This is a genomic window from Nocardia farcinica (genome assembly GCF_029867845.1).
Lineage (GTDB): Bacteria > Actinomycetota > Actinomycetes > Mycobacteriales > Mycobacteriaceae > Nocardia > Nocardia farcinica_A.
Genome location: NZ_JARWRU010000349.1, coordinates 1 through 5578, shown reverse-complemented (window position 1 = coordinate 5578; position 5578 = coordinate 1). Strand labels below are relative to the sequence as shown.

The 5578-nt window shown below is 71.5% G+C and carries 5 protein-coding genes; 4 read left to right on the top strand and 1 reads right to left on the bottom strand.

Annotation, left to right across the window (positions count from 1 at the left end; translation table 11 throughout):
- Positions 1-277, top strand: a 277-nt coding sequence (locus tag QH283_RS07515; protein WP_280502294.1) for a hypothetical protein, incomplete at its 5' end; no start/stop codon positions are given.
- A 1-nt stretch (position 278) separates the two neighbouring features.
- Here QH283_RS07515 and QH283_RS07510 read toward each other — a convergent pair.
- Entirely contained in the window at positions 279-2336 is a 2058-nt protein-coding gene (locus tag QH283_RS07510) for a M3 family metallopeptidase (protein WP_280502293.1), read from the bottom strand.
- 135 nt (positions 2337-2471) lie between these two features.
- On the opposite strand from QH283_RS07510, the gene QH283_RS07505 reads away from it, so the two are divergent.
- The 3 genes from QH283_RS07505 to QH283_RS07495 form a co-directional block, all read left to right on the top strand.
- Positions 2472-3392, top strand: coding sequence for an ABC transporter ATP-binding protein (locus QH283_RS07505; RefSeq protein ID WP_280502292.1), 921 nt, complete (start codon positions 2472-2474; stop codon positions 3390-3392).
- Entirely contained in the window at positions 3389-5041 is a 1653-nt protein-coding gene (locus QH283_RS07500; RefSeq protein WP_280502291.1) for an ABC transporter permease, read from the top strand. Before QH283_RS07505 ends, QH283_RS07500 begins: the two co-directional genes overlap by 4 nt.
- Before the next feature lie 345 nt (positions 5042-5386).
- Positions 5387-5578 (top strand): sigma factor (locus QH283_RS07495; protein WP_280502290.1); only part of this gene is annotated, 192 nt, incomplete at its 3' end.

Sequence of the window (5578 nt, the reverse complement as noted above, 5' to 3'; positions counted from 1 at the left end):
CCCCACCCCCCCCCCCCCCCCCCCCGCCGCCGGGGGCCCCCCCCCCGAGACCGCCCTGCACGCGCTGCCCGAACAGCAGCGCAAGCACTCGGTGCTGCCGCTGCTGCACGCCTACCGCAGGCCGTCCCCGGCCCTGGCCGGTTCGGCGCTACCCGCGGGGCAGTTCCTGGCGGCGGTGCGGGCGGCGGGGCCCGCGCTCGGCGGGGACGTGCCGCATCTGTCGCCGGAGCTGATCGCCAAGTACGTGCGCGATCTGCGGCTGCGGGGGTTGCTCTGAGCTACGCCGGGAGCAGCCCCCGCCGCTCCAGCAGCGGCTCGATGTCCGGCTCCCGCCCCCGCACGGCCGCGAACGCCGCCATCGGATCGACCGACCCGCCGCGCGCCAGCAGTTCCCGGCGGAAGACCTCGCCCTTCTCCCGGATCGAGGCATTCCCGTCCTCGAACCAGCGCACGGTGTCGGCGTCGAGCACCTCGCTCCAGATGTAGGAGTAGTACCCGGCCGAGTAGCCGCCGGAGAAGATGTGCGCGAAATAGGCGGTGCGATAGCGCGGCGGGATCGCGTCGAGGGCAAGGCCCGCGGCCGCAAGCGCGCGCCGCTCGAACTCCTCGGGATCGCCGGGGGTCTCGCCCGCGGAGAGGCGGTGCCACGCCCAGTCCAGGCAGGTGGCGGCCAGGTACTCGACCGTGCGGAAGCCCTCGCCGAACCGTTCCGCCTCGCGCAGCCGCTCCATCAGTTCGGCGGGCATGGGCTCGCCGGTCTCCACGTGGCGGGCGTAGCGGGCCAGGATCTGCGGGTGCGTCATCCACATCTCGTTCACCTGGGAGGGGAACTCCACGAAGTCGCGCGGCACCTCGGTGCCGGAGAAGAACGGGTAGCGCACGTCGGAGAACAGCCCGTGCAGGGCGTGGCCGAACTCGTGGAACAGGGTGCGCACGTTGTCCCAGCTGAGCAGTGCGGGCTCGCCCTCGGGCGGGCGGGGGATGTTGAGATTGTTGACCACGACGGCCTCGGCGCCGCGCAGATGCGACTGCGCCACCAGTTCGTTCATCCACGCCCCGCCCCGCTTGGACGGCCGGGCGAAGTAGTCGCCGAGGAACAACCCCAGCGGTGAGCCGTCGGTGTCGAACACCTCGAACACCCGCACATCGGGGTGGTAGCCCACCAGGTCGTCACGCTCGCGCAGCGTGATGCCGTACACCTGTTCGGCGGCGTGGAACACCCCGTCCCACAGCACCCGCTCCAGCTCCAGATAGGGCCGCAACGCGGAACTGTCGAACGAATACCGTTCCGCGCGCACCTTTTCCGACCAGTACTGCCAATCCCACGGCCGCAGCTCGTCGTCGGCGCCCGCCGCGCGCATGGCCGCCGCCAGATCCTCGGCCTCCCGCCGCGCGTTGGCCACCGCGGGCGGCGTCAGCCGCGCCAGCATCCGTTCCACCGCCGCCACGCTCTCGGCGGTCTGATCGGCCACCGCGTAGCTCGCGTGATCCGTATAGCCGAGCAACGCGGCCCGCTCGGCCCGCAAGGCGGCGATCCGCGCGGCCAGCGTCGCGTTCACCGCGTCGGGGCCGTCCTCCGCGCCGCCGCTGAACCCCCGGCGCAGCGAGGCCTCCAGCACCCGCCGCCGTAGTTGCCGATCCGCCAGCTCGGACAGCACCGGCTGGTTCGACACGTTCTGCAGCCGCAGCGCCCACGCCCCGTCCCGGCCGAGCGCGGCGGCCTCCTTCGCCGCGGCCGTGACCGCCGCGGGCGTCAGCCCGGCCAGCTCCGCCGCGCTGGTCACCACCACGGTCGCGGCATTGGTCGCCGCCAGCAGGTTCTGCCCGAACGTCGTCGCCGCCGCGGCCAATTCGGTGTTCAGCTCCCGCAGCCGCCGCTGCCCCGCCTCGTCCAATCGCGCACCCGCCCGCACGAACTCCAGGTGGTACCGCTCGAGCAGCCGCAGGTCCTGCGCGTCCAGTCCCAGTTCCGCCCGTCGCTCGTACAGTGCCTCGATCCGCGCGAACAGCCGGGCATCCAACCGGATCGCGTCCCGATGCGCCGCCAGCCGAGGCGACACCTGCGCCTCGATCGCATCGATGTCGGCCGTGGTGTCCGAGGACGACTTGTTGAAGAACACCGCGCTGACCCGCGTCAGGATCTCCCCTGACCGCTCGAGTGCCACGATCGTGTTCTCGAACGTCGGTTCCGCCGGATTCGCCGCGACCGCCGCCACCTCGGCCAGTTGCTCGGCCATCCCCCGCTCGAACGCGGGTAGATAGTGCTCCTCGGTGATCTGCGCGAACGGAGGCAACTCGTAGGGCAGCGGACTGCGCTCGAAGAACGGATTGCTCATCGTTCGACCCTATGCCCATGCGCCGCCGTCCACCGCGGGAGTGGCACAGGACAGCGGCGGCCGACACACCCGGTGCGGCACGCGGATCGACGTGTATGCCTGTCCCGGGCAGGCCGGGGGGTGCAGTATCGAGATATGGACGATGCGGTGATCTCGATCGACGGCCTGGTGAAGACGTTCGGTCCGGTCCGCGCGCTCGACGGGCTCGATCTGCGGGTGCGGCAGGGGGAGGTCCACGGGTTCCTCGGGCCCAACGGGGCGGGCAAGACCACGGCGATCCGGGTGCTGCTCGGGCTGTACCGCGCCGACGCGGGGCAGGTGCGGGTGCTCGGCAAGGATCCGTGGCGGGACGCGGTGCCGCTGCACACGCGGCTGACCTATGTGCCCGGCGATGTGACGCTGTGGCCGGGGATCACCGGCGGCGAGGTCATCGATCTGATGGGCAGGTTGCGGGGCGGGCTGAACCCGAGGAAGCGGGAGGAACTGCTGGAGCGGTTCGATCTCGACCCCAGCCGCAAGGCCCGCACCTACTCCAAGGGCAACCGGCAGAAGGTGGCGCTGGTGGCGGCGCTGGCCGCCGAGACCGAGCTGTACCTGATGGACGAGCCCACCTCCGGCCTGGACCCGCTGATGGAGTCGCAGTTCCAGCAGTGTGTGCGCGAACTGGTCGAGCAGGGGCGAACGGTGCTGCTGTCCAGCCACATCCTCGCCGAGGTGGAGGCGCTGTGCGACCGGGTGAGCATCATCCGCAACGGCCGCACCGTCGAATCCGGCACCCTCGCCGAGCTGCGGCATCTGACCCGCACCACGGTCACCGCCGAGACCGAGCGTCCGGTGGACGGCCTGGACGACCTGCCCGGAGTGCACGGTCTGGTGCGCGTGGACGGCAAGGTCCGCTTCGAAGTCGACGGCGCCGGACTCGACGCGGCGCTGCGCGCGCTGACCGCCTCTGGCGTGCGCTCGCTGACCAGTTCCCCGCCCACGCTGGAGGATCTGTTCCTGCGCCACTACGCGACCGAGGGCGAACAGCCCGCTGCCGAGGCGGCGGCCTCGTGACCGTCCGCACCGGGGTGGGCGGTCACGAGCGCACCGTGGGACCGCGGCGCGCCGACGAGGGGCACCCGAGCACCACCGGCTGGGGCACGCTGCTGCGTTTCGCCCTGCGCCGCGAACGTGTCGCCCTGCCGTGCTGGGTGGCCGGTGTCGGCGCGCTGCTGGCCTTCCAGTCGGTGAGCAGCCAGAACCTCTACGACACCCCGCAGAAACTGGCCCAGTTGCGCGCCACGATGGGCAGCAACGCCGCCGCGGTCGCCATGGGCGGGCCGACCGCGCTGCTGGAGAGTGTCGGCGGCGAGGTGCTGTTCGAGATCTTCTCCTACCTGGCCGTGGTCACCGGCCTGATGAGCATGTTCCTGGTCGGCAGGCACACCAGGGCCGACGAGGAGACCGGCCGTGCGGAACTGTTGCGTTCGGCCCGGCTCGGCCGCCGCGCCCCGGTCGTCGCCGCGCTCGCGCTGGCGGGGATCGCGAACGCGTCGGTGGCGGTCACGGTGTTCGGGGTCGGCGTTGCCACCGGACTGCCGGTGCCCGGCTCACTGCTGACCGGTGTCGCCCTGGCCGGGATCGGCGCCTGTTTCGCCGCCGCGACCGCGGTGGCTGCCCAAATCGCCGACGCCTCCCGCGCCGTCTACGGCGCAACGGTCTTCCTCATCGCGGCGGCCTACGTGTCGCGCGCCATCGGCGATGTCGGCGGCGGGACCGTCTCCTGGCTGTCGCCGATCGGCTGGGGCCAGCGCACCTATCCCTTCGTCGAGGACCGCTGGTGGCCTGTCGCGCTGTTCGTGGTGGCGAGCCTGGTGCTGGTGATGCTGGCGTTCGTGCTGCTCGACCGCCGTGACTTCGGCGCCGGCCTGGTGCGGAGCGGGCGCGGCAGGCCGGTGGCGAGCCGGTGGTTGTCCTCCCCACTCGGCCTGGCCTGGCGGCTGCAACGCGGCGCCTTCGCGGCCTGGGCTGTCGGGGTGTTCCTGCTCGGCGCCGCGTACGGCTCGTTCGCGCAGAGCATCGAGGAGTTCCTCGCCGACAACCCGGAGATCGCCATCTACCTGCCCGGCGGGGTGGAGGACGCCGTCGACTCCTATCTGGCGCTGACCCTCGGGATGACCGCGCTGCTGGCCGCCGCCTACGGGATCTCCTCGGTGTTGCGGGCGCGCTCCGAGGAGACCTCCGGTGTGGTGGAGCCGCTGCTGGCGGGGCCGGTCGGTCGCGCGCGCTGGCTGGGCAGTCACCTGACCGTGGCGTTCCTCGGCAGTGCGGTGGTCACGGCGGCCGGCGGTCTCGGCGAGGGGCTGGTGCACGGCATGATGACCGACGACGCCCGTCAGCCTCTGCGGCTGACGGCCGCCGCCCTGGTGCACGTGCCCGCGGTCTGGATCGTGCTCGGCGTGGCGGTGGCGGCCTTCGGCTGGCTTCCCCGCTTCGCCGCCGCGCTCACCTGGGCGTTCTTCGCCTACTGTGTGGTGGCCGTGCTCTTCGCCGAGGCCTTCGACCTGCCGTCCTGGTTCGGCGAGGCCTGCCCGTGGACGCACACGCCGCAGACCCCGTTGGAGAACGCTTCGGTCTCCTCGGCGGTGGTTCTGCTCGCGGTCGCCGCGCTGGCCGTCCTCGCGGGATTGCTGGGCTTGCGCCGCCGCGACGTCGGCTACTGATCGGCCTGGTGGGCGGCCGGCCACAGCTGTCGCCGCCTGCGGGAACCGGCTGTATGTCGCAAATGCGTGGATAACGTGAGGTTGAATATTCACGCACGTCAGTCGTCCGTTATTGCCGGTGTCCTCCCCGCTTTCCCCGAGGTGGTAGCTGGTCCGAAAGTTCGACACCCCGTATTTCCGGCATTTGCGAACATCTCCGGCTGTATTGCTGGAACATAGCTGGCGGCGCACCGGATGGTGTGACGGGTCGGGATGATCGACAGGGAGTGCACACGAATGCGAAGCGAGTGCGGGCCTGAAGACAGTACGACGGACACGACATCGGGGGCTGTGCCCGGAAAGGGAATGGATCTGGCCGATCTGCTCGCCGAGATCGCCGAGGGAAACGAGCAGGCGTTCACGCGGTTCTATCGCGCGACCAGTTCGCGGGTGTTCGCCACCGCCCTGCGGGTGCTGCGCGCGCATGCCGCGGCGGAGGAGACCACCCAGGAGGTCTTCCTCCAGGTGTGGTCCATCGCGTCGCGCTACGACCGGCAG

Coding starts and splice junctions, on each gene's coding strand:
- QH283_RS07505 (WP_280502292.1), top strand. CDS start 2,472: ATGGACGATGCGGTGATCTCGATCGACGGCCTGGTGAAGACGTTCGGT.
- QH283_RS07510 (WP_280502293.1), bottom strand. CDS start 2,336: ATGAGCAATCCGTTCTTCGAGCGCAGTCCGCTGCCCTACGAGTTGCCT.